This is a genomic window from Alicyclobacillus vulcanalis, from assembly GCF_900156755.1.
GTDB classification, from domain to species: Bacteria; Bacillota; Bacilli; order Alicyclobacillales; family Alicyclobacillaceae; genus Alicyclobacillus; species Alicyclobacillus vulcanalis.
This window is the reverse complement of the sequence record NZ_FTOO01000002.1, coordinates 330,253-349,251: the sequence shown is the minus strand read 5'-3', so window position 1 is coordinate 349,251 and position 18,999 is coordinate 330,253. Positions and strand designations below refer to the sequence as shown.

Sequence of the window (18,999 nt, the reverse complement as noted above, 5' to 3'; positions counted from 1 at the left end):
GGCTCACCCACGGTGGTTGGCGAGGAGGGAAACCCATGTCCCATCAAGTGGAATGGTGGATAGGAGCCGCGGGAAGCGGGAAGTCGTCGCGCATCGCGAGCGAGCTGGCCTTGGCTCAACAGACGCAACCTTTTGGTTCTCCGGTCCTCTGGGTGGTCCCGGAGTCCACCGCATTCGCGGCAGAGACGCAGCTCATGGAGCGGCTGCGGGCGGCGTTTCGCGTCGAGGTCGTCACCATGCGGCGATTGGCGGATCGCCTGTGTGCCCAGGGCGGAATGGCCAGGCCACGCCTCACCCAGGTCGGCCGACAGCTGGTGCTTCGCGCGGCATACGACGAGTTGAGGACCAAGCTCGGGCCTCTGCGTCGCGCGGTGCGAAATCCCTCGCTGTACCACCATATCCTCGCCGCATTCGATGAGTTGACCGAACACGGGGTGTCCGCGGCGCAACTCGCGGCGCTCCTCGAGATGTCCGCGGCGCGCTCCGACGAGGTGGAGGTGGAGCAGCGGGCGGTTCATCAATCGCTGGTTGGCAAGCTCGGCGATATCCTGAAGCTCTACGTTCGTTATCAGCAGCTCGCGGAGGCAGCGGGCTTCGGCGATCCCGCCCTTCTGTACGCCGACGCGGCGCAGGCCGCGGCGCACGTCGCGTGGCTCGAGGAGGCGACCCTCTATTTCGACGGGTTTCACCGCTTTTTGCCCGCTGAGCGCCGCTTCATCGCCTCGCTCGCGCAGCGAGCGAGGCGGGTCGTCATCACGTGGGACGAGATCGGCCTGGACGAGGAGCAGTGGCGCACGTGGCTCAAGGGCGAGCGACTCGTGGAGGCGTGGCCGCACCTCGCGGACTGGCTGGACCAGTTCGAGGACGAATTTCCGAGCGAGTCGTGTGCCGTTCAGGCCTATCACCAGATCGAGTGCGCGCGCGACTTTGCCATGGCGTCGCTCGCCCAGACGTTGTGCCTCCTGTCGAGCGGCGCACCGGGTGGCCGCTTCAGCGGCTCGCCGCTTGTCGCCTTCGAGCGGGCGCTCGCGGGTCAGTCCCCAGGTGAGGCCGAGCCCATCGGCGGGGTGCGCGTCAGCGTGTTTCGCGATCGCGCCGAAGAGCTTGGGGCGGTGGCGGACGAGATTGCGCACCTCGTTCATCGCGAGGGCGTCAGGCCGCGCGACATCGCGGTGTGCGTCCCTGCCCTCGATGGCCCAGGGCGCAGCATCGCGGACGAGCTGGAGCTGCGCGGGGTGCCGGTGTCCATCGACCGGTTTTCGACGCTCGCCGATCACCCCGTCGGGCAACTGTTGCGCGCCGCCATTCAGGTGGCCCGCACGGGATTTGGACTCGACGCCGTCGCCCAACTGCTGCGTTGTCCGCTTGTGCGGGTGAAAAGGCGCGAGGCGTTTGACCTGTACCTCCGCGAACACGGGGTGCAGGGGCACAAAAGTTGGCTTGCGCCGGAAGCGTGGGCGTTTGCGGCGCTTCAGCCGCGATCGCAGTCTGGCCTCACGGACGAGGAAGCCGACGCACAGAGGCGGGCGTTGGCCGCGGGACTCGCGCCTGCGGTCGAAGTGTTTGCCCAGGCGTTCGTGCGCCCTGCGGACGTCGCCCGGGCCCTGTGGCAGCTGATGGAGGCGTTTGGCGTCAAGGAAGCGCTCGCTCGCAATGTCGTTCGCCTCGGCCAAGCCGGCGAAGGGCGCGATCCCATGGCGAGCGTGGTGGAGGAGCAGGCATGGAGCGCGGTGACCGGACTTTTGGACGATCTCGCCACGCTCCAGCCTGAGGTCGCCCTGCCCTCCCGCGAGGTGGCCGATCTCGTCCTCGAGTCGCTCGCCGCCGTGCGATTGACGCGGATTCCGAGCGACGCCGACGCCGTGTTCGTGTGCGACTTCGCGCGCGCGGACAATTGGGCGCGCCCCCGCGTCTTTGTCGTGGGCGCGGACGACGCGTCGCTGCCGCCGCGCATCGAAACCGCCGGCATCCTGAGGGACGACGAGCGGCTCGCGTTTGCCGAGGTGTTTCAGCGACCGCTCGGCCGGACGTCGGAAGACGAGCGGCGCGCCCTCGCCTGCCTGCCCTACCGCGTGCTGACGCGGGCGGCGCAGGCGCTCGTCGTGACCTGTGCAGAGAGCGACGGCGGCATCGAGCGGCACCTCTCGCCGGCTGTCGCCGCGCTCGTCGATCGCGGCGTGGTCGCGATCGAGCGTGTGGGCAAAGCGGAGGCGATGCCCGTCCATCCCGCGCAGGCGTTGCGGCTTCTCGCCGACGCGCTGAGCCGCATGCACGCGGGTGTGCCGCTCGAGAGGATCGCTGAGGAAGATGTGGTGCAGGACGTCCTCACGCACGTCTTCGCCGGTGCAGGCGATGCAGCGCGGTTTGAACGCGTCCTTCAGGGCCTGAGCCATCGCCCGCGGCCCTGGCAGATGCCCGCGGCCTGGGTGAGGACGTTGTATGGCGATCCCGTCCGCGTGAGCGTGAGCTGCCTCGAGACGCATGCCAAGTGCCCGTATCGACACTTCGCGCAGTACGGCCTTCGCCTCGAGCCGCTCGAACTTCAGCCGGAGGCCGAACGAGACGCGGGCACCTGGATCCACACGGCGGTGCAGATGGTCACGCAGCAGCTGGCGGAGGCGTACCCGCGGCTCGCAGGGCGAAGTGGCGCAGAGCTGGATCAGGCTCTGGCCGCCATGGCGAAACAGGCGCTGGAGGAAGCCGCCGAAGAAACCCGCCTCCACGCGGCGCTGTCGCGCACAGACGCCGCCGTCTATAAGGCCTACCGCGAGCGCCACTTCGGCTTTGTCGTCCAGGCCATTTGGATGCAACTCGCCCGCGGCCAGATGCGGCCCATGTGGCTCGAAAAGGAGTTTCGCGACGTCGAGATGGGCGTGTGGAACGGCACGCGCGTGCTGCTCGACGGCCGGATCGATCGCGTCGACCGGCTCGCCGAAGGGGAGCTTGCGCTCGCGGTGTACGATTACAAGTCGTCGGAGACGGCGCTTCACCCGGCGAAGGTGCACCGAGGGCTGCAGCTGCAACTGCTTCTGTACGCGGCCATCGCCATGCGGGAGGCGGAGGCCCTCGAAGACAAGCCCGCGCGGTTGTACGGCGTGTTTTACATGCCGCTCACCGCAAAGCGCAACCCACTGGATGCGCCGCCCAAGACCCAGGAGTCGCCGCTTGGCGCATACCGGGCCAAGGGATTCTTTCTGCGCGATCCGGCGGCCGTGGTGCGCGTCCACGAGGATCTCGCACCGGGTGGGGACAGCGTGTTATACAGCAAGCAGTTTCGCAAAGATGGCGACTGGGCGGCCAACGCGACGGCGTGGCACGAGGAGGAGTGGCAGGCCGTGCTCGGGCACGTCGAGCGCCGGGCGAAGGAGGCCGCCGAAGCCATCGCGTCGGGCAAGGTGACGGTATCGCCGTACCACCTGAGCCACGAGGACAGCGGCTGCACCCATTGCCCGTACAACGCGCTGTGTCACTTTGAGCGAGCGGATCACTTCGACTTGTACCGAGCCGTGCCGAAGCTTCGGTTTGAGGACGTGATCGCGGAGGGGAGGGCGGAATCATGAGCGTCCATTGGTCGCACGAACAACACCGCGCGATTCACGCGCGCGGTCGGAATATCGTCGTCTCGGCCGGCGCCGGATCGGGCAAGACGGCCGTGCTCGCGGAGCGCATCGCTCGCCTGGCCGAGGAGGAACCCAAGCTGCGGATGGACGCCCTCTTGGTCATGACGTTCACCGAGGCTGCGGCGGAAGAAATGCGCGCCCGCATCGCGCGCAGGCTGCGCGAGTGCGCGGCTGAAGCCTTGCAGGGTGGGGACGCGGCAAAGGCGCGCCGCTTTCAGAGGCTGGCGCACCGCGTGCACGACGCGCAAATCTCCACGATTCACAGCTTCTGCCTTGCCCTCCTGCGCGATCACGCCGTCGAAGCGGAACTCGCGCCGGGCTTTCGCGTGCTGTCCGGGGAAGAGGATGCCGTCCTGTTGCGCGGCGCCGCCGAGCAGGTGTTCGACGAATGGGGGCAGGATGCCGAGCGATTTCGCCAGCTGAGCGATGCGTTGACCGCGCTCAGGCTTCATCGTCAGCCGCAGGCGTTGCGCGCCGTGATCGACCTGTGCAACGTGGCCCTGAGCCAGGTCGACCCCGAGGCATGGCTGGATCAAATCGTGAGTCACTATGACGCGGATGAGCTGTGGTCGAATCCCTTCGGCGAGGCGTTTGCCCGCGAGGCGCGCATGCAGATTGCCGTCGCGCACGCGTACATGCAGAGGGGCCTCGCGGAGCTCGAGCATTTGGGAGCGCCGGAGAACGTGATGGCAGGCGCCCACACCATTTGTGCCAATCTCCAGGAGGCGATGAAGCGCCTCTCCGCCCCGAGCGCCGGGTTCGACCCCGGCGAGATCGGGTCGCTCATCCAGTGGACCGCGGCCCGGCTGTCGAGCGACTACGATTCGTTCAAAGTCTGGCGGAGCAAGGCGGCCGATGCACTCAAGGTGCTGCGGAAGGTACTCGGTCGCGGCCGCGACGACCTCGAGAAGGACGTGCGCGCGCTTCGCCCGCACATCGAGGTGCTGGCGGCGCTCGCTCGCGATACGCTCCGCTGCGCCAAGTCGCGGCGGCAGGAACAAAACAGCCTGTCGTTTTCGGATCTTGAACACATGACGTATGCGTTGCTGAAGGCGAAGCACGTTCGCGCCGCGGTGCACGCGCGCTACCGGTACGTGTTTGTCGACGAGTATCAAGACACCAGCCCGATTCAGGACGCGATTGTCGATGCCGTCGCGCGCCCGGGCGGATTGTTTCTGGTGGGCGACGTGAAACAGAGCATTTACGGCTTCCGCATGGCCGAGCCGGGCCTGTTTCTCGATCGGTATCGGCGATACGCGGCTGGAGCAGGCGGCGAGGCCATCGATCTCTCGGCCAATTACCGCAGCCGGCGAGGCATCATTCACTTCGTCAATTACCTGTTCCGCCAGCTGTTTCACGCCGAGATCGCGGGTTACGACTACGAGGACGGGCACGAGATGAGGCCCGAGGCGCCGTATCCCGAAGAGGACAAAGCCCCTCCTCCCGTTCGGGTTAAGCTGTTTTTCTCGGCGAAAGGCTCGGCCGATCGCGGCGCGGGGGACGACGATGCGGTAGGAGACCTCGAGGACACCCTCGAGCAAGGCGACGACGCGAGCGACGGGGAAGACGAGCAGGTGGCCCGACAAAAGCTGGAGATCGAAGCGATGTGGGTGGCGGACGAGATCGCACGCGCCATGGAGCGCAACGAACTTGTGTACGATCGCGCCACGCAGGCGCATCGGCCCCTGCGCTACCAGGACATCGCCATTCTTCTCCGCGCGGGCGGCGAGAGCCTGAACACCGTGGTCCAGGTGCTCGCCTCGCGGGGGATTCCCGCAGTGGCGCGCGCATCGAGCGGGTTTTTCCGCGCGATGGAGGTGCGCTGGGCGGTGTGCCTCTTGGCCGCGATCGACAACCCGCTCGACAGCCTGGCGCTCGCAGCCGCCCTTAAATCGCCGTTTGTGGGGCTGGCCGACGAGGATCTCGCCGCGGCGAGAATTGTGCGCCCGCGCGGGCCCTTGTGGCACGCGCTGCGTCAGGCGTCGGAGATGGCCGAGCAGGGCGGCGAAGCCGAAGTCTCAGGCGACTTGCAGGCGTCCCTGAAACGGCTCGCCGCGGCGAGGGAGCGGTTTGAGCATTGGCGATCCCGCGCGCACGCGCTTCCGCCCGGCGAGTTGATGCGCGAAATTGCGCGCGACACCGAGATCGAGCTCTACTTGCGCGCCATGCCGAGGGGCGCTTTGCGAGCGGCGAATCTCGAGCAGTTCATTCGGCTCGCGGAGGCCCACGCGCCGCACGCGGGGGATCTGTACAGCTTCCTGGCCATGGTCAGGGGCATGGAGGAAGCGGATGTCGATCTCGGCCACGCGCAGGGCGGAAGCACGGACAGCGTGAGCGTCATGACCATTCACGGATCGAAGGGCCTCGAGTTTCCACACGTGTACGTGTTGAACCTGGGCCGCCAATTCCCGCGCAACCGCTCGTCGATTGCGCTCAACCGGCGCCTCGGCATCGGCGCGGCGGTGGGGTGCGTGGAAACGGGGACGTTCTGGCGGACCATCCCTTCCATCGCGGTGGACGCAGCCAATCGGGAAGCCGCGCGCGCGGAAGAGGCGCGGGTGCTGTATGTGGCGCTGACGCGGGCGAAGGAGCGCCTTGTGCTCGTCGGGCACGTGGGTCGTGTGGAGGAGCTCGAGCGCGCGTGTGATGCGCACGACGAAGCGGGGCGGCTGACGCCGCACGCCTTCTTCAGCGGCAAAAGCTACGCCGCCTGGATTGTGCCCGCGCTGATGCGCCATCCGGACGGCGCAGGGCTCAGAAGTCTGGTGCCGGATTTGCACGTGGCCGCTTGGGACGTGCCGGGGGTCCGGTTTGAGCTCGAGGTCGAGATCGACGGCGCAAAGCAGGACCTGGCCCCCGGGGCGGAAGCCGCGGGCGAGGTGGAGCAGGCCGCCACGAGGAGCGCGCCAGCGGTTCGCGCCGAGCGGTTCGCGTCTCCGGAAGAGGCGGCCCGGGAGCTTCGCAGCCGCTGGAAGGGCGCAGCATGGATGTATCGCGTGGTGCGCGTGGAACCAGCGGCAGCGCGGGCGCGCGTCGCGCTGCCGAGCAAACTGACCGCCACGGACATCCGCAGATGGTTCGCGGAGCGAGAGCTGCGCCGCCACAGGCAGGCCAGCGCCATCCTCGACGATCCGGCCTTTCTGCGCGTCGGCGGCGCCTCGCCGCGCGAACGGGGCGTGGCGTTCCACACCTTCATGCAGCGCGCGCCCCTGATTCGCTACGCGGACGCCGACGAGGTGTCGCGCGCCGCCCAGGCGCTCGTGGAACAGGGCCTTCTCGAGGAGCGCCTGCGGCTTGCGCTCGATCCGGCGGACGTTCTGGCGTTCTTCGCCTCGCCGCTCGGAGCGCGCGTGCTTCTCGCGGACGAGGTGTATCGCGAGCAGCCGTTTTTCTACCGGGTCGACGTTCAAGCGGGTGACACGTGCGCGCCCGTGGTGGTGCAGGGCGTGATCGACTGTCTCCTCCGCGATAGCGGCGGGTACGTCGTGATCGACTACAAGACGGATCAAGTCGAAGATGCCGGCGATCTCGACCGGTTCGTTCAGGCGTACGAGCCGCAGGTCGCGACGTATGCGGCGGCGGTCAAGGAAGCGGTGGGTGAGGAACCCGAAGTGTATCTCTACTTCGTCCAGGCGCGAGCAGCGCGGGCCGTGCGCGCGCAGGCGCTTGACCTGCGCATGCAGGAGGTGGCGCAGCGCGAAGCGCATGGGCGTTAAAAGCTTCCCAGACGCGGGAGGCCGCGTAAGCCAGATGGTTGCTGAACCACACATTGATCTTTCTTCCTGCCTTTGATATGTTGGGCCTGTGGGGGGCTACGCAAGCGGGTAGGAGAGGAGGGGAAGTGTGGTTCAGCAGGCTGTACCGGCCATCTTTTTTCTCATCGTGGGTCTCATTGCGTTCGTCATTGGCCTCGCGGTCTATATCTATGCGTCCATTGTGTTTTATCGGGTGCTGAAAAAGACGGGCGTGAGCAAACCGTGGGCAGCGTGGATTCCCGTGTACAACTCCATCAAGATGCTGAATGCTATCGGCATGCGTGGATGGTGGGTTCTCGTGCCCATGGTCATTGGCGCCATCGGTCTCATCCTCTCGCCGCCACACGCGTATGATGCATTCCGGTGGCCGTTCATCGTCTGCACGACCATCGCCGCCATCATCATCGCGACGTGGTTTGCGCGGCTGTTTCGAGGTTTTGGCATGAGCCCGGTGTTCGGGTATTTCTACGCGGGCGTCGGGATCCCCGTGTTAAACTTCATCTGCATCGTCGTCGTGTATGTGGGACTTTCCATCATCGCGTTCCGCCGAGACGTGGTCTGGTGGGGCGTCCGATGACGGACGGCGCGTCGGCGGACGAAGAACGCCGAGGCGGCGTTACGACGACGGAAGGGGCTGAGGCAAACCGCCTCGGCCCCCGCGCTCGGCTGCGCCCCGCTTCACCCACCGATCACGTCTCGCGCTCCGTAGTAGTGCGCGACGTAGTAGGGGTTCTGAAAGACGTTTTGCACAATGACGACGCCCTCGCCGTTGTGGGCAGAGGACGACTCAATCATCGCCCCGTTGCCCATGTAAATGCCGACGTGCGTCACGTGATTGGCGTAGAGCGCGGCGTTGCTGTCGGTGTCCGAGAAGAACAGCAGATCGCCAGGTTGAAGATTGGCCATACTCACGGGCGTGCCGACGGTGGCTTGGTCATGGGATTCGCGCGGCAGTTGAATTCCGAAATGTGCAAACACGTACTCGACGAAGCCCGAGCAGTCAAATCCCGTCTGCGGCGTGTCGCCGCCCCACGTGTACGGCGTGCCGAGGAACGATTTCGCATAAGTCAGAATGGCCTGGCGAAGTTGCGCTTGACTCACGGGGGTCGCCGACTGGCCGGCGCTTGAGGTGGAAGAGGCGCCCGCGCTCGTCGCCGGCTGGCCGGCGCTTGAGGTGGAAGAGGCGCCTGCGCTCGTCGCCGATTGGCCCGTGCCTGTCGTGGACGAGGGCCCAGAGCCTGACGCGGACGGGCCCGTGCTTGAAGTTGGATTGGCCGTCGCGGGCGGAGGGGTAGGCGCGCTGTTCGACGCAGGAATGGGCAGATAAATCGTCTCGCCCACCAGCAGATCGAGCGGTTGAATGCCCGGATTGGCCTGAAGAATGGCCGAGACCGTGAGGTGATGGGATGTGGCGATGAGGTAGACCGTGTCTCCCGGTTGAACGATGTAAGGCGTGGGTAGGGTGAGCGTCTCACCTGGCGCGATTTGGTTCGGGTTTGAAAGCTGAGGATTTGCCAGGACCACGGCGCTCAGCGGGACATGGTTGGCTGTCGCAATTCGATAGAGCGTATCACCTTGGTGGACGGTGTACGTGGTCGGCTGGGGCTCCGACGATGCCCATACGGTGGCTTGGCCAAGCGCGGCGAAGGTGATGGTGAGGGCGGTGCACATCCAAGCGCTCGGTCGTCTCATGCTCTCCATCCTCTCGAAATCAAAACTTTTTTGACAAAGTTCGATTTCGAGCGAGATCGGAGAGATTCCTCTATGTAAATGAAACCAGAGAAAAAGCATCCAAGTAAAAGTCTAGAAGTGCGTCGATGTCAATGGCACAGGGATAGCCTGTGCGCCGGATGCCCGCGGGTCCCGGCGCGTCAGGCCATGCACCTCAATAATTGGCCAGTCGGCTTTGCACGCGGTCGTCCATCAGCCACTTGCGCATGGAGGACGCCAGTTTCGGATCTTCGAGGCCAAAGGCCAAATTCGCCTTCAGCCAACCCTCAAGGTTGCCAATGTCGTGCCGCACGCCTTCGAACTGGTACGCGTCGACGAGGCCCATGGCCGCGAGCTTCTGCAGCGCGTCGGTGAGCTGGAGCTCGCCGCCGTGGCCGATGGGCGTCTGCTCGAGCGCATCAAAAATGGACGGGGGCAGTATGTATCGTCCGAGGACCGCAAAATTGGAGGGCGCTTCAGCCTCACTGGGTTTCTCAATCAAACGGCGGACGGGCACAGGCTCCGGTCCGACCACCAACCGAGCAGGCTCAATGATGCCGTATTTCGAGACGTCGGTCGCGGGCACGGGCTGCACGCCGAGGAGCGCTCGCGAAGGATCCGTATACTGTTTCATCAATTGGCGGACGACGGGCTCGTCCGACTGGATGATGTCATCACCGAGAAGGACCGCAAACGGCTCTCCGCCGACGAAGGACCGAGCGCACAAGATGGCATGGCCGAGGCCGAGCGGCGTCTTCTGGCGCACGTAGTGAATGTTGACCAGGTCCGAAATGGCCTGAACCTCGGTCAGCATGTTGGACTTTCGGCTTTGCTCCAGGTGCAGCTCCAATTCCGGCGACCGGTCAAAGTGGTCTTCAATGGCTTTCTTTGCGCGGCCCGTGATGATGAGAATTTCTTCAATCCCTGAGTATACCGCCTCTTCCACAATGTATTGAATGCAGGGCTTGTTCAGGATGGGCAGCATCTCTTTCGGCACGGCCTTTGTCGCCGGCAACATCCGCGTCCCAAATCCCGCGGCCGGAATGACCGCCTTTCGCACCTTCATATGCTTCACCTCTGCGATTTTCGCACCCATCGGCCTGTCCTCCATATTTTAGCCATCTTGCACCGTTTGCGCCACGCCTGTATCTGGAATTGGCATCAGGCTGAGCGAAGGGAGCCAACCTCGGGTCCAGGCCACGGGCACCACCTCGCCCTGAGCCATTTCGTCCGCGTCCATTCTCGCGATGGCGTCCGTCGAGACGAGTCCCGACAGGCTCCCCGACGACTGCCTGTCCTCCGGGTGAAACGCGAGCGTGGTGCCGCATAGCCGCAAACATCCGCGCAACACGCGCGTGTGCTTCACCGGTTTCATGCGCACGTCGCGGTCCAGGACAGCCCGAAGCGGGAAGGGGCGAGCTTGGTGAGCCCCCAGCCAGCGCAAGAGAAACGGCACGACGAGGGCGTGGAATTGCACGTACGCCGCCGCAGGATTGCCCGACAAGCCAAACACAAAGCCCTTGGACGTGGGCCGAGCGAGAAACGGACTTCCAGGCCGCATGAGGACGCGATCGAACAAAAGCGGGCATGGGCTGCGAAGGGCAGAGATGGCGTCGCGCGCGAAGTCTGCGTCTCCCACCGAGGCTCCGCCCGTGATGAGCACGAGATCCGCAGCGGAAGTGAGGCGTTCCACCGCCATGAGAATCGCGTGTCGATCATCGACGCAGTGTTCCACGGCGATCACGTCCATGCCAAGCGCGCAAAGCGTTGACCTGAGGAATGCGTCCGTCGCTGCAAACACCCGGCCGCGCTCCACGTGCGCGGCAGACTCAGGCCGCGCCACGAGCTCGGATCCCGTCGCGAGGATTGCCGCCGTGAGCCGCCTGCGGCACCAAACCGTGTGCACCCCGGCCGCGCGCAACACGGCCTGCGTCTGGCCGTCCAGAAGTTGACCCGTGCGGGCGATGACGTCGCCGCGGCGCGCATCGTCGCCTTGGGGTTGCACGGATTCGCCCTGAGGCACGGGGCGCAGGAGGCGGATGGCATCACCCTCTGCCTCCACCCACTCTTGCCGCACCACCGCCGCGGTCCTCGGAGGGACGGGAGCGCCGGTGCGCACGCGGACGACTTGTCCGGGAGACACCGACATCGTCGGCGCGTCCCCCGCGCGCACGTCGCCCACCACGGCGAGGGGAGAGGTGGCGTGAAGATCCGCTTCGTGAATTGCATATCCATCCATCATCGAGCGAGAAAACGGCGGCAGGTCCACTGCCGCCGTCACGTCGCGCGCGAGCCAGCGAGGCTCGTCCCTGTCCCATGAGCTCACTTGCTCCTCACCGGGATCGGGAAGGTGGCCTGCAAGCCGCGCCCAGGCCTCGTCGAACGTCACGAGTTCCATTGCGCTTCCCTCAGTTCGCCTGCGCGTGGTCAGTTGGCCAACACCTGTTCAATGCGCGAGAGCACATCGTCTGTCAGCGTCACGCCGGAGGCCTTCGCGTTTTCCTCGACCTGTTCGGGGCGGCTTGCTCCGATGAGCGCGCTCGCGACGTTGGGCAGGCGAAGGGTCCACGCGAGCGCAAGCTGAGCCAGCGAGAGTCCCGCCTCCTGGGCGATGCGCGCGAGCTGCTCGACCTTGTCGAGGACCTCATCGGTCACCCTCATGAACTGATTCACGCCGGGCGTGGCGAGGCGCGATCCGGCGGGCGCGGGCTGGCCCTTGCGGTACTTCCCGGTCAAGACGCCCTGCGCGAGCGGCGAGAACACCACCTGGCCGATCCCGGCCGTCTCACAGATGGGCACCACGGCGGCTTCGATGTAGCGCTCGAACATGTTGTAGATGGGCTGACTCGCGGCGAACTTGTGCAGCCCCAGCTCGCGCTGGAGCCGGACGCCTTCCGCGATCTTGTCGGCCGGCCACTCGCTGAATCCGGCGTACAAGATTTTGCCCTGGGTGATCAGGTCGTCCACGGCGCGCAGGCTTTCCTCGAGGTCGGTCTCCGCGTCGTAGCGGTGGAAGTAGAAGATGTCGATGTATTCCACGCCGAGCGCCTTCAGGCTCTGGTGGACCTGTTCCACAATGTGCTTGCGGCTCAACCCTCGGTCGTTGGGGCCCTGTCCGACCGGCCAAAACGCTTTCGTCGTGATCACGTAGCTCTCCCGCGGGAAGGGCGACAGCGCTTCGCGCATCACTTCTTCGGCGGCGTGAGGTTTCGCGCCGTACACGTTCGCGCAGTCGAAGTGATTGATGCCCAATTCATACGCTTTGCGCACGCACGCGATGGCCTGCTCCCGCTCCGTGACGGTTCCATACGTCAGCCAGCTGCCAAGCGCAATTTCGGACACTTTGAGTCCGCTCTTTCCGAGTCTACGGTACTTCATGGTGCGGACACCTCCGCACCCATTGTACTGGCTTTTTCTGCGAAGGCAAAACCGCTTTCCTCGCCACAGGATTTCTCGCGCCCGGCGTCGAATGCAAGCGTACATACAAATCGAGCGACAAGTCGACGGGAGGACTCGTATGGATCTGCGCGCCTTGCTTGGTTTGAAAGCGCTTGATGAAGTGGGATCCGCGCTCTTTGTCCAGCCGCATCCAGACGACAACGAGGTCGGAGCGGGCGGGACGATGGCGAAGCTCGCGGCCAAAGGATGCCGCGTCGTCAGCGTGACCGTGACGGACGGACGCTATGGGGCGATGGGCGGCACAGAGCCCGAGGCGCTCGCGCGCCGGCGGCAAGCGGAGCTGGAGGCCGCCTGCAAGGCGCTCGGCGTCCGCGAACACATCGAATTCGGTTTCGAAGACTTAGGCTCGTACGCCGAGGAGGACGTCGTCGCGAGGCTGATCCCCGTGCTTCTGGAGCTTCGGCCGGAAGTGGTCGTCACGGTCGACCCCTGGACGCCCTACGAGGCGCACCCAGATCATCTCAAGGTGGGGCGGGCTGTGGCGCAGTGTGCGGTTCGCCTCGCCAGCCTCACGGTGCCGCAGGGTTCTCCTCCCTACGTCCCGCGGATGTTTGCGTTTTATGCGAGCGCGTTTGCCAACACCGCCGTCGACGTGACCGACCACTGGGCTTACAAAATCCAGGCCATTGAAGCGCACAGAAGTCAGTTTGACACGCCGGAATGGCCTGCGCTCAAGGCGTACTTCGAGTACGAGGCGCGGCAGGCCGCAGAGAGGTGGCTTGGCAACGCGGGAAACGGGCGGCTGGCGGAAGCGTTCAAACTGCTGTCTCCGCGCCAGCTTCATTTCTTCCCTCAGGCCATGTCCAGTTGAAACGGAGGCGTATCCATGGCGCAAGTCGGCCTCAATCCTCCCGTGACGCCGCGTCCGTCCGCGGCCCGAAAGACCGCGGACGCCGCCAACCAAATTGCGGTCAACATGCTCTGGCAGGCGTTTAACGCCGTCGCCGTCTACGATTACGTCGCCTACCACGGCGTTTCCGCGGTTCAGCTGTCGACAGGGCTCATCGTCTACGGTGTCCTCAACGCCCTGTTCAACCTCGTCGCGGGGCACGTGAGCGACCGGACGAGGACGCGCTTCGGCCGGCGCATTCCCTACGTGGCCATCGCGTCCGTACCCTACGCGGTCTGTTTCGCCCTGTTGTTTTCTCCGCCTCATCTCGGAGAGACGGGCCTCGTCGCGTATTTCCTGGGCATGACGTTCCTATTCGACCTTTCCTTCACCTTCACCGCCCTCAATGCGAATGCGCTCTATCCCGAGATGTATCCGGACCCGCGCGATCGCGCCTTTGTCTCGGCGCTGCAGCAGGTGTTTGGCATCGTGGGACTCATCGCCGGGGTGGCTTTGTCGAAGTCGTTCGGGCAGTCGCTTGGCTGGTCCCGCATGGCGTGGCTGTTCGCCGGTGTGGCCATCGCTTCGCTCTACGTATCGCTCTGGGGCAGCTTCGAGTCGAAGGACCCGGCGCCACCTTTTTCCTGGGGTCAGGCCCTGCGGGAGACCTTTCGCAACCGAGCGTTCATCTGGTACGTCATCGCGAGTTTCCTCGTCCAATTCACCACGACGCTTTTCACCACCGCCTCGTCGTTTTACACGACCTACGTGGTGCGCCTGAGTCCGCTGCAAAACTCCATTTTTCTCGGCGGTATTTTCATCGTGGCCATGCCCGTCGCCTTCGTCTGGGCGCGCGCCGCCCTTCGCTACAGCGCGTCGCGAGCTGCGATGGCCGCCATCGTCCTCTACGCCTGCGTGGAGGCGCTCTTGCTCGTCGACCGATCGCCGGCGTCCGTGCTCGTCACCGGTCTCTTGCTCGGCGTGCCCGTCGCTGGGTTCATGGTGCTTTTGAACATGCTGTTGGCGGAAGTCATCGATCTCGACGCTCGGTGGACGGGGAGGCGGCGGGAAGGGATGTACCTCGGCGTCAACGGGTGCATCGTGCGGCTAGGGCTCTCGCTTCAGTACGCCGTGATGGCCGTCTTTTTTGCGCTGTCCGGATACCGTGCGGGCGCGAGTGCACAGCCTCCAAGCGCCGTCGAAGGATTTCGCATTCTGCTCGGCCTCGTCCCCGCGGCCTTCCTCGCCGCCGCCTTCGTATGCATGCGCGTGTACGACCGAACGCGCCCGCACTGACGGCGGTCGCGAACATCGCGCCATCTCAGGGGCTGGCCTCGATCCGGGAAAACCCGTACAATGAGTGGAAATTGGGTGAATCCTGCGCCCTTCCGCGCTCGCCCTTCCGTTTCGTCCACCCTGTTTCCTCGGTCGCTGCGTAGCGTAAAGCAAACGCAGCGAGGGAGGGATGGACTGTGGCGGATTTGAGGTCTGTCGCCCGCAATTACGTCGGACGGCCTGTGGTCGTGCACACGCCCAACGGCGTCCACCGCGGCGTGCTTCATCATATGGACGATCGCGGCCTGTACCTGCGCGTGTACCGGCCAGGCGCACGCCTTGCGGGAGGTACCGGCGAGATCGACGTGCAGACGCTCGATCAAAGCGCGCAATCGCTCGATCCAGAGACGGCGTGGTGGCTCTGGCCGCTCATTTTCATTCCATGGGCTGCGGCTTTGGCGCTCGCACCTTGGTGGTGGGGAGGCTGGTGGTGGTGAGGGGATTCCCCCCACCCCACGCTTGAAAGGAGGACAAGCTGTGGCAAAAGTGGTGTTCATCACGTCCGGCGCGAAGGGTTTAGGCCACAGCGCGGTGCTCACGTTGGCGCAATCCGGGTGGGACGTGGCGTTTACCTATGGGAAAAGCCAGCAGGAGGCCGTGGCGCTCGCGCAAAAGGTGGAGGCCATGGGACGCCGCGCACTGCCGATTCACTGTAACCTCTTTGACCGCGACGCGATCCAAGAGGCCGTCTCCGCCGCGAAGGGCGCGTTGGGCCGCATCGACGCGGTCGTGCACAACTTCGGCCCGTTCGTGTTCGAGCGCCGTCCGCTCGCGGATTACGACGACGAGATGTGGAGCCGCATGATGGACGGCAATCTGACGAACTTCTTCTGGCTGTACCGTGCGACCGTCCACGACATGCGAGCCCGCCGCTTTGGCCGCTTCGTCACCGTCGGGTACGACGGCGCTGGAGACGCGCGCGGCTGGCGCTTTCGCGCAGCGTACGCGGCGGCCAAGTCAGGACTCGCGGCGCTCACGCGTTCCATCGCGCGCGAGGAGCGCATGTACGGCATCACCGCCAACATGGTGTGTCCTGGAGATATCCGCGGCGAGGATAAGATGAGGATGATCGAGGATGTCCAAGATGTGCGCACGGAAGAAGGATTGCGGCCGCCGGTCGGAGAAGACGTAGCCCGCGCTGTGGAATGGTTTTTGCGCGAGGACAGTCAGGAAATCAACGGTACCGTGCTCGAAGTGACCGGCGCCCGCGAAATTGTGGCCAAGGACTCGTTCCCGCGCAGGCCGGAATCCTAAGGCTTTGGCTCATCATGGGCGCGATCGCGCTCTCTCAAGGAGCGCCTCAGGCCATCAGAGAGGCGCCACGTGAGGTAAGCGGCGAAACACGCTGCCGCAATGAGGTAGAAGGTGCTGTCGCGCATCAAGCGTCCTCCTCTCATGGCAAGCGGATCGTTTTGCACTTCACAGGTTTTGAGTTTCTCTCCTGTCCTATGCAATCCAACAGCTGAACCGCCCGCGTCTTGGGGCGGAAGGGGGAACATCGGTGGACGTTCAATCCGTCGGAGTCATCGGAGCGGGCTTCATCGGCCGAGGCGTCGCGATGGCCGCCGCGCTTGGCGGGATGCGGGTGCAGTTGTACGACACGTCCGAGGACGTGCTGGAGCGCTCGCTTCTCCACATGGGGCAGCGGCTGGCCGCGCGCGCGCGCCACTATGGACTTACGGCCGGAGAGATGGAGGAAGTCCTGCGGCGCATCCGCACGGTGTCCCGGCTGGAGTCCGCCTGCGCGGCCGATCTCGTCATCGAGGCCATTCCAGAGGAATTCGAGGCGAAACGCGCGTTGTGGCGCGAGATCGATAAGTATGCCCCCGCCCAGGCCGTGTTGGCCACGACCACGTCGACCTTTTCCATCACGGAACTCTCGGGTGCCACCTCGCGCCCGGAGTGGTTTTTGGGGCTCCATTTTCCGCAGCCTCCGACGTCTTCGCGCGTCGTCGAGGTGGTGCGCGGCTACGTCACCTGCGAGGAGGCGCATGAACTCGCGCTCCGGTTCTGCAAGCGCGCCGGGCTCACGCCCATTCAGACCATCGATGTCCCGCCCTTTCTCGTGCAGCGCCTCCTCATCCCGTTCATTCACGAGGGCATTCGCGCACTGCAGGAGGGCGTCGCGACCGCACAGGACATCGACGAGGCCATGCGCCTCGCCCTGCAACATCCCATTGGTCCGCTGCAGCTGGCGGATCGCATGGGGCTCGATCACGTCCTGGCCATCAGCGAAAAGCTCGCCCGCGAGACGGGGGATAGCCGCTACCTCCCGCCGCGCCTGTTGCGGCAAATGGTGCGCGCTGGAAAGCTCGGGCGCAAGAGCGGGGAGGGGTTTTACGTCTACGACGAGGACGAGCCCGCGGCTCCGGCAAGCGCGGCGAGCGATTCGATGCGCGTGGAGCGAAGCCCCCTCGGATAGAGGTTGTTGAGCCGCCCGGGGGCGCGCTTGGCAAACCCGAGGTGAAATCCTTCGTGCGCCACGGCGAAAAACGACGCATCTTGCGCCACGTTCGCCGGCATGGACAGCGGTTCGCCCGCGAGGTAGCGAATGGCGGTTTCCTCATCGACTTCGACGGTCGCCCGGAAACCTCCCGGCGCCACGAGGCGGGAGGCCGCGTGATGCGGGACAAAAACTTGGCCTTTGCGCTCGGCGAGCGGGGGGCCCGGTCGCAAGATGCGGAGGCCGTCCACGGCGAGATCGCCGAGCGCATCCGCAAAGACGACGGTCTTCTGAACGCGCGTCTGCCGCCAGGCATCGGGCACGTCGGTCAACAGCGACGAAAGCCACGCACTCCACGTCTTGTCCGACAGCAAGCTCTGGCCGGCCTTGGCTCGAGAGCGCCGTCTCGCGGCGGCGATTGGCTCGTGCAGGCGAAGCCGTGCCACGAAGTGACCTTCCCCTCGCCCGAGATGCGGCCAGAGCCGTTTGGCGCCTTCCATTTCCACGCGTCCTTGCGCCCAATCCGAACGGGCCGGGCTCCACTCTGGCCAATCGGGCAAAGGCTCGAGTTCCACGGGAAAGTGTTCGAGGAGCCACGCGATGACGTGTTCGTTCTCCAACGGGTTCAACGTGCAGGTCGAGTAGACGAGCCTGCCGCCAGGTCGCAACACAGCGAGCGCATGCGCGAGGATGTCCTTTTGCAGCGCCTGAAACTTGGCCGGCGCATCCGGGTGCCACTCCTTGCGCACCGCCGGATCTTTCCGAAACATGCCCTCGCCCGAGCACGGCGCGTCGACGACAACGGCGTCAAACGCCTGTGGCCATGCCTCCGCCAGGGCGGCGGGGGACTCATTGACAATGGCGCACGGGGCGCCGACGCGTTCGGCGTTCTCGGCGAGCGTGACCACCCGGTCGCGGTGGATGTCGTTCGCGACGATGTGCGCGCCCCCGCGGCGGGCGGCGAGGAGCGCGGCGTAGGTGGTCTTGCCTCCCGGAGCGGCACACAGGTCGAGAATGCGCTCGCCTGGCTTCGGGTCGAGCGCGACAGCCACCGCCATGGCGGACGGGTCTTGCAGATAAAACGCCCCTGCCTGATGGAGCACCGTGTAGCCGAGGGATACGCCTGGAGAAAGATAGTGCCCGTCGTCTGTCCACGGGATGCGTTCTCCTAAAAATGGCGCGAGGCCCGCGGGAAGCGACCCGTGCGGATTCGCGACGGCGGCATAGCGGAGCCCTCGCCACGGTCTGCCGGTCATCGCCTCGACGAGATCGCGCGCCTCCGGGCCCATCCAGGTTTCCATTTGTTTGATAAAGTGCTCGGGAATGTCGGGTGCGACGCGCATGGGCTGTTCCTCCTCGCTTGTCCGCGCGCAGTTCCAACGCTAGAATGCCAGAGGGGTGAGATCTCCATGTTCAATCAACCTTCGAAGTCGCTCGTGACGGTGCCGAATCCGCATCCGGACCGCAGGTATACGGTGGAAATGGAAACGCAGGAGTTCACCACGCTGTGCCCGATGACGGGTCAGCCGGACTTTGCGACCATCTACATCCAATACGAGCCGGATCAGAAGCTCGTCGAGCTCAAGTCGTTGAAGCTGTATTTGTGGAGCTATCGCAATGAGACGAGCTACCACGAGGACTGCGTGAATCGGATCCTGAACGACTTCGTGGCTGCCGCCGAGCCGCACTACGCCAAGGTCGTGGGCGACTTCACGATTCGCGGCGGGATTCACACCAAGGTGACCGTAGAATACCGCAAATGAGCCAAAAACGCGATGGTGCCTAGGCCATCGCGTTTTCTCCGAAAGCGCGCCTCCCGCATACCATGAAGCGAATGCGGGGGGATTC

Annotated in this window: 14 protein-coding genes; 9 read left to right on the top strand and 5 right to left on the bottom strand. The window is 65.2% G+C overall.

The window, feature by feature from the left end; genetic code table 11:
* Positions 1 to 35 precede the first annotated feature (35 nt).
* From BW934_RS04075 to BW934_RS04065, 3 genes are all read left to right on the top strand, one after another.
* Positions 36 to 3,560: a PD-(D/E)XK nuclease family protein gene (locus tag BW934_RS04075; protein WP_076345346.1), complete on the top strand. Its 3,525-nt coding sequence runs from the start codon at positions 36 to 38 to the stop codon at positions 3,558 to 3,560.
* Entirely contained in the window at positions 3,557 to 7,336 is a 3,780-nt protein-coding gene (locus BW934_RS04070; RefSeq protein ID WP_076345344.1) for a UvrD-helicase domain-containing protein, read from the top strand. Before BW934_RS04075 ends, BW934_RS04070 begins: the two co-directional genes overlap by 4 nt.
* A 127-nt stretch (positions 7,337 to 7,463) precedes the next feature.
* Complete coding sequence (locus tag BW934_RS04065; RefSeq protein WP_076345342.1) at positions 7,464 to 7,952, top strand: hypothetical protein; 489 nt, start codon at positions 7,464 to 7,466, stop codon at positions 7,950 to 7,952.
* Positions 7,953 to 8,053: 101 nt separating this feature from the next.
* On the opposite strand, the gene BW934_RS04060 is transcribed toward BW934_RS04065, so the two are convergent.
* From BW934_RS04060 to BW934_RS04045, 4 genes are all read right to left on the bottom strand, one after another.
* Entirely contained in the window at positions 8,054 to 9,067 is a 1,014-nt protein-coding gene (locus BW934_RS04060) for a C40 family peptidase (protein ID WP_234969541.1), read from the bottom strand.
* A 193-nt stretch (positions 9,068 to 9,260) separates the two neighbouring features.
* Positions 9,261 to 10,151 carry a UTP--glucose-1-phosphate uridylyltransferase GalU gene (galU, locus tag BW934_RS04055; RefSeq protein WP_076345426.1) on the bottom strand — a complete coding sequence of 297 codons (891 nt, stop codon included), beginning with the start codon at positions 10,149 to 10,151 and terminating at the stop codon, positions 9,261 to 9,263.
* A 48-nt stretch (positions 10,152 to 10,199) separates the two neighbouring features.
* Positions 10,200 to 11,483 (bottom strand): molybdopterin molybdotransferase MoeA, encoded by a 1,284-nt coding sequence (locus BW934_RS04050; RefSeq protein ID WP_076345338.1) that lies wholly within the window; start codon positions 11,481 to 11,483, stop codon positions 10,200 to 10,202.
* Positions 11,484 to 11,512: 29 nt separating this feature from the next.
* Complete coding sequence (locus BW934_RS04045) at positions 11,513 to 12,463, bottom strand: aldo/keto reductase family protein (protein ID WP_076345336.1); 951 nt, start codon at positions 12,461 to 12,463, stop codon at positions 11,513 to 11,515.
* Between the two features lie 139 nt (positions 12,464 to 12,602).
* Here BW934_RS04045 and BW934_RS04040 point away from each other — a divergent pair, with 139 nt between their 5' ends.
* The 5 genes from BW934_RS04040 (at position 12,603) to BW934_RS04020 (ending at position 17,130) form a co-directional block, all read left to right on the top strand.
* Entirely contained in the window at positions 12,603 to 13,355 is a 753-nt protein-coding gene (locus BW934_RS04040) for a PIG-L deacetylase family protein (protein WP_076345334.1), read from the top strand.
* A 15-nt stretch (positions 13,356 to 13,370) separates the two neighbouring features.
* Positions 13,371 to 14,669: an MFS transporter gene (locus tag BW934_RS04035; RefSeq protein WP_076345332.1), complete on the top strand. Its 1,299-nt coding sequence runs from the start codon at positions 13,371 to 13,373 to the stop codon at positions 14,667 to 14,669.
* Between the two features lie 176 nt (positions 14,670 to 14,845).
* Positions 14,846 to 15,145, top strand: coding sequence for a hypothetical protein (locus BW934_RS04030; RefSeq protein WP_076345330.1), 300 nt, complete (start codon positions 14,846 to 14,848; stop codon positions 15,143 to 15,145).
* Positions 15,146 to 15,185: 40 nt separating this feature from the next.
* A complete protein-coding gene (locus tag BW934_RS04025; RefSeq protein ID WP_076345328.1) occupies positions 15,186 to 15,962 on the top strand; it encodes an SDR family oxidoreductase in 777 nt (258 codons plus the stop codon).
* A 247-nt stretch (positions 15,963 to 16,209) separates the two neighbouring features.
* On the top strand, positions 16,210 to 17,130 hold the full coding sequence (locus tag BW934_RS04020; RefSeq protein ID WP_076345326.1) for a 3-hydroxyacyl-CoA dehydrogenase family protein: 921 nt from the start codon (positions 16,210 to 16,212) through the stop codon (positions 17,128 to 17,130).
* Here the strand turns inward: BW934_RS04020 and BW934_RS04015 are convergent.
* Positions 17,052 to 18,494, bottom strand: a complete 1,443-nt coding sequence (locus BW934_RS04015) for a methyltransferase RsmF C-terminal domain-like protein (RefSeq protein WP_076345324.1) — start codon at positions 18,492 to 18,494, stop codon at positions 17,052 to 17,054. The two genes, BW934_RS04020 and BW934_RS04015, sit on opposite strands and share 79 nt — an antisense overlap.
* A 66-nt stretch (positions 18,495 to 18,560) precedes the next feature.
* Here BW934_RS04015 and queF point away from each other — a divergent pair, with 66 nt between their 5' ends.
* Complete coding sequence (gene queF, locus BW934_RS04010) at positions 18,561 to 18,914, top strand: preQ(1) synthase (protein ID WP_076345322.1); 354 nt, start codon at positions 18,561 to 18,563, stop codon at positions 18,912 to 18,914.
* Positions 18,915 to 18,999 lie beyond the last annotated feature (85 nt).

What these genes read in the sequence shown, in the direction of transcription:
- BW934_RS04070 (WP_076345344.1), top strand. Translation starts at nt 3,557, where the DNA reads ATGAGCGTCCATTGGTCGCACGAACAACACCGCGCGATTCACGCGCGC.
- galU (WP_076345426.1), bottom strand. Translation starts at nt 10,151, where the DNA reads ATGAAGGTGCGAAAGGCGGTCATTCCGGCCGCGGGATTTGGGACGCGG.
- BW934_RS04045 (WP_076345336.1), bottom strand. Translation starts at nt 12,463, where the DNA reads ATGAAGTACCGTAGACTCGGAAAGAGCGGACTCAAAGTGTCCGAAATT.
- BW934_RS04060 (WP_234969541.1), bottom strand. Translation starts at nt 9,067, where the DNA reads ATGAGACGACCGAGCGCTTGGATGTGCACCGCCCTCACCATCACCTTC.
- BW934_RS04015 (WP_076345324.1), bottom strand. Translation starts at nt 18,494, where the DNA reads ATGCGCGTCGCACCCGACATTCCCGAGCACTTTATCAAACAAATGGAA.
- BW934_RS04035 (WP_076345332.1), top strand. Translation starts at nt 13,371, where the DNA reads ATGGCGCAAGTCGGCCTCAATCCTCCCGTGACGCCGCGTCCGTCCGCG.
- BW934_RS04040 (WP_076345334.1), top strand. Translation starts at nt 12,603, where the DNA reads ATGGATCTGCGCGCCTTGCTTGGTTTGAAAGCGCTTGATGAAGTGGGA.
- BW934_RS04050 (WP_076345338.1), bottom strand. Translation starts at nt 11,483, where the DNA reads ATGGAACTCGTGACGTTCGACGAGGCCTGGGCGCGGCTTGCAGGCCAC.
- queF (WP_076345322.1), top strand. Translation starts at nt 18,561, where the DNA reads ATGTTCAATCAACCTTCGAAGTCGCTCGTGACGGTGCCGAATCCGCAT.
- BW934_RS04075 (WP_076345346.1), top strand. Translation starts at nt 36, where the DNA reads ATGTCCCATCAAGTGGAATGGTGGATAGGAGCCGCGGGAAGCGGGAAG.